The sequence below is a fragment of the Halorhodospira sp. 9621 genome (assembly GCF_022228055.1).
Lineage (GTDB): Bacteria > Pseudomonadota > Gammaproteobacteria > Nitrococcales > Halorhodospiraceae > Halorhodospira > Halorhodospira halophila_A.
In genome coordinates this window covers 1-4,345 of record NZ_JAJNRD010000062.1, presented here as the reverse complement: position 1 = coordinate 4,345, position 4,345 = coordinate 1, and the positions used below count along the sequence as shown (strand labels likewise).

Annotated in this window: 4 protein-coding genes; 1 reads left to right on the top strand and 3 read right to left on the bottom strand. The window is 59.1% G+C overall.

What is annotated here, in order from left to right:
- Positions 1–169: 169 nt before the first annotated feature.
- The gene (locus tag LRF89_RS12910) at positions 170–427 is read right to left on the bottom strand and encodes a hypothetical protein (protein ID WP_238637323.1); all 258 of its coding nucleotides are present in this window, start codon (positions 425–427) and stop codon (positions 170–172) included.
- Between the two features lie 348 nt (positions 428–775).
- Between LRF89_RS12910 and LRF89_RS12905 the strand changes: the two genes are divergently transcribed.
- Positions 776–1,780, top strand: a complete 1,005-nt coding sequence (locus LRF89_RS12905; protein WP_238637322.1) for a diguanylate cyclase — start codon at positions 776–778, stop codon at positions 1,778–1,780.
- 195 nt (positions 1,781–1,975) lie between these two features.
- On the opposite strand, the gene LRF89_RS12900 is transcribed toward LRF89_RS12905, so the two are convergent.
- Positions 1,976–2,479, bottom strand: a complete 504-nt coding sequence (locus LRF89_RS12900; RefSeq protein ID WP_238634857.1) for a hypothetical protein — start codon at positions 2,477–2,479, stop codon at positions 1,976–1,978.
- A gap of 234 nt (positions 2,480–2,713) precedes the next feature.
- A complete protein-coding gene (locus tag LRF89_RS12895) occupies positions 2,714–2,938 on the bottom strand; it encodes a WGR domain-containing protein (protein ID WP_238634856.1) in 225 nt (74 codons plus the stop codon).
- Positions 2,939–4,345: the final 1,407 nt, after the last annotated feature.

The following is a 4,345-nucleotide window of genomic DNA, read 5'->3' as shown; positions in this document are numbered from 1 at the left end:
TTGGCCGTCCCGCGCTGTCAGCAAGTCAGTGAGCGCCCGGAGCCCCTCTACGGCGCCGTCCGTTTGGGCCATGATCATCGTAGGTCAGACTCCCTGTCAGCGCCTCGATATGGCCGAGGGTAGATGATCCGGTCCCTTGATCGCCAGCGCCGTGGTCAGGGGGGGGCCCTCAGCGGCCATCTCGACTCGGCGGATGGTCGATCAGCGCCTCGAGCGGGCCTGGGGGCGCGAACGAAGCAGAAATCCTGCCCTGCCGACAGCCCTCGGTGATCAGCTCCGCGCGCTCGCCCTCGGTTTGGGTGCCCTCGGCGATGATCCGGTGGGTGACCTCGCTCGCCTCGGCCATCACTGCCACATGCGCCGAGAACCGGATCGCGGCGCAGGGTGTCGGATCGCGCTGGTCGTCCCAGCCTTGGCCGATTAGCACCAGGCTGTTGGGTAGCAGCTAACTGCTCGTATGTCGGGGCCGGCGAAGATCATGCCGCACGGTGGGCATTCAATCAGTCCGCGAGTCCGGTGTGCTCAAGGGTCACGCGCTGGAGGTGGTCCCGGCAAAGAGCTCAGCCATACCGGCCGTGTCTCGGATGCGGATCGTGTCGTTGAACGTTGCCTCGGACAGCGGTAGCGTTAGCTATGGGGTGTGTAGGCATTGGTTCATTTTGTCCCAACGTTATGAGTAACTGGACCTTTCGGCGCTACGCCAATCGATCTGCCTGCCTGCGCTGAATGTCCGGGGTGAACAGGTTGGGGATCGTCGCGACAGGGGGGAGGGGGTATGCCGAAGCGAGGGCCAGCGGAGCTACATGCGGCATGCGAGCACTACCTCACGACCTTTTTTCACGATAGAGATTCCGAGTCATCCAAGGCCCTCGCGGCGCCCGAGATCTCGGGGTTTGGCACCGGCATTGACGAGAAGGTCTACGAAATCGAGGACGCTGCCGCGCTCTATGCGCGGGATGTGGAGCAAGTTCCCTCACCAGTACATTACACCCTCCGACGCAGCAAGGCGTTTCTGTTGTCGAAGGATATGGGACTGGTCATGGGCGAGATGGACTGGCACCTTCATCTGGCCGCTCAGAACGTCATCATGCGCGAGGTCCGGTTCTCACTGGTGTTTCGGAAAGAGGGGAATCAGTGGCAGCTCTGCCATAAGCACCTATCACAACCGAGTACGGTCCACGGCTACGGCGAGGCATACCCGCTGAAGGAGCTTGAAGACAGGGCGGCCGTGCTTGAGCGCATGGTTGCTCAACGCACGGAGGAACTTGAAGCCGCGCACGAGAAGCTGCATCGACTGGCCACGACCGACCTCGTCACTGGGCTGCATAATCGGTATCACGCAGACGAAGTCCTGCGCAACGAGCTTGCTCGCCGCGCTCGCGCCGATTCCGACCTGGCCATCATCCTGCTCGATGTGGACCACTTCAAACCGATCAACGATTTTTGGGGACACCATACCGGTGACGAGGTGCTGCGGGCCTTGGCGGCGGTTCTTCGGGAACGCGTGCGCGAGACTGACACGCTCGGACGCTGGGGTGGTGAGGAGTTCATCCTCATCTGTCCGGCCACGAACCTTTCCCAGGCTATTAGCCTTGCCGAAGACCTCTGCCAGCGCGTGGCCGCTGAGAGATTCCCTGTGGATCGCGATGTGACCGTGAGCCTGGGCGTGACGGCGCACTATGCCGGCGAGCCCGGTCATATTCTATTGGAGCGCGCCGATCGGGCGCTCTACCAGGCAAAGGCCGCTGGCCGTAACCGCGCTGTTGCACTGATGCGATGATGAAGTCCAAACCGCCGGTCCGAGCCTCAGTCTTCATGCAGGTTACCGCTGCCTTGAGGCCCTCGAAAGTAGCGAATCCCCATGCAAAGTGATTCTCGAGGGGGAAGTGTCTGTGTAGTTGACCTGAACTCCGCTGATTTTGGGATGCTCCCTCGGCACCGGTGACCGTTGGCAACGGTATGCTCAGGGCGGCGATCAGGGCTGGAGTTCGCCAATGATCTTCCGAGTGATCCTGGACACCTCCGCTGACACTCTACCTAGCTGGTAATCCGCATCATGCTCGATCAGTAAAATCCGGACACCTTCAACTGCTACTTCTAAGCGCTGATGGATCTGCAGGGCCTCGGCGAGAACGCCAAGCGCCTCATCCCGGACCGCTGGGTCCACGCCTTCGCTAGCGAGAAACGAGTCGGCCACCGCGCGGAACACCGCACACTGACCCTCAAGTAGCAGCTGAGCCTCCACCAACCGGGCTTCACTGCCACCATCGGGGTCGAGCGCCTTGTCTCTGCTCGCGCCGCTGATCCACCGCTGAAGCCGATACGCGACGCGGGTGCAGCCCTCCAGCTCTGCGCAGGCTTCTCGAAAGGTCGGGCAGGAATGCGATTGTGAGATGACAAACGTGCTCAGCCTATCGATATCTCGGGCCAACTGGGAGCACCAACTGCGGAGAGTGGCGGCATCATCGTTGTTGGACATGTCGTTGGGCCCTCGTTCCATGGTGGTGCGCCGGAAAGCAGACCACCCAGCCAGTGGCTGCAGCATCGCGGCAGTCTTCGACCCTGTTAGAAGCCTGAGCATATATACAGCAACAGTGCTCATCGTTCAACTCACGCCCTTGGCCGCTCGGCCTGGCCGGCACGACCACGGGGCTGCGCCCCCGCTCTGCAGTGGCAGTTTTTCGACCACCACGCATGGAAATTTCCGTGCGGATCACAGGCTATCCAGTTCGTAACCGAGGCGCTCTTTTTTTTCGATGATCCGGATCTGTTCATCCTCTGCCGCCCGCATGGATGGAAAAGGTTTTGATGGGCCCTGGCGCCCAAAAGAGCCAACCTTTCCCCAGCGGCAAACAAGCACAGCGGCATCAAAGAGGTCCTCGCGCACCTCCACGTTGTACCAAAGCTCTCCCTTTTCAGTCTTTTTGTTCATGTGCATGATATTCTCCCTGTAAGTCGAATGATGTTTTTGGTTCGGTTTATTTGATACAGGTATCACCGCAGGCCAGAAGCGAACGGCGCTCTGTGCTACGTTCTTTCAAAGCAGGTGGTTCTGCAGCTTCAATTTACTGGGCCTCGCATTGTTGGCCTCACTGGTGAGCCTGTGGATGTTGGACTTTCAAGTAGAAGTAGAGAGACCTGTGCAGGCCCGGCAGTCACGGCAAAACATGCTGGATCAGAGGCTCCGAACGGTAGGATCGATGCTGATTGATCACGGTCACCGCCCCGCCAGGAGAGAAAGCTGGCGGGCCGAGCTGAATGTGGCGAATCGGGTACAGCCGGTGAAACTCGATGAGCGGGGTTGCAATCGAGGAGGAAGGGCAGGCCGCCCTTTCCTCCTGGCGGGGCGGTTCTTGGCGACCTAGGATCGGCTGCGTCTAAGCGGGCTTGTTTCCCAGGGTGTAAGCGCCGGTGGAGTACGAGATCAGATACGGGTCCGGCTGCCGGGCCTTTCCGCTGACTGCGCTGGTTGTCTTGGCGTTTTGGATGTCATCGTTCCCCCCGCCAGGAGAAAGGGGCCGCGAATCCTCCTGGATTTCAATCAAGTTCATCGGCGTTCTGCGATACTGCTAGGGCTAATACTCTGATCTCGCTGGCAAGCGCGGTTCCATAACTGACTGTACCTCGCGCTCTGCGGGTTAGTTTCAGTTATGCTGCCGGTCCCCGCGGCTGAAATCAGAAGATAAACGATCCGCTCTGGATCAGGGTTGCTTAGCGGGGTTTGCCTAGGGCACACAGGTGGCGACCCCTGCTTCCCTGGCGGGGTGGTCTTGGGTCCTTAGTCAGTGTTGGTCATGCCCATAGACATAGGCCTTTCCGTATCAAGCGGGCCGAGCACAAGATACCACTACACTGACCACAGGTTTTGTCCCTGCCGGCCACAGGAGTTGCCGCCCCTCTTTTACGCTACCTTTGCCCCGACCAAGGTCGGTTCATCTTGGCGGGGGCATGCCTACCCGGAACCAACCATGGATCATCGCGTACCTTTTCCATGCGGTATGTAATCCTTGTAATTCGCCTTGTACCCCCTTCAGGCTGTTCGTAAGTACCTGTTCCTACGATTGTTGTTGTTTTTGTAATCCTGTAATCTCGTAATCTATAAAATTGAGACAAGCGAACCAGATTCCATCTAACGGGTGCACTGAAGTGGCGAGATGTCATAGACAAGGTATCTGTATCACAGATGGCGAAGAAAGAGGCGATTACAAGATTACAAGATTACAGTTCGCCTACGACATGTTGTTCTTGGTTATGTGCGTAGCTCAGCGTGCGCCTGATGCTAGGCTTGGCCTGCAGAAGCGGTACGGCGAGTCAGGGGGCAAGCACGGGCAGAGCTCCGGTGGAG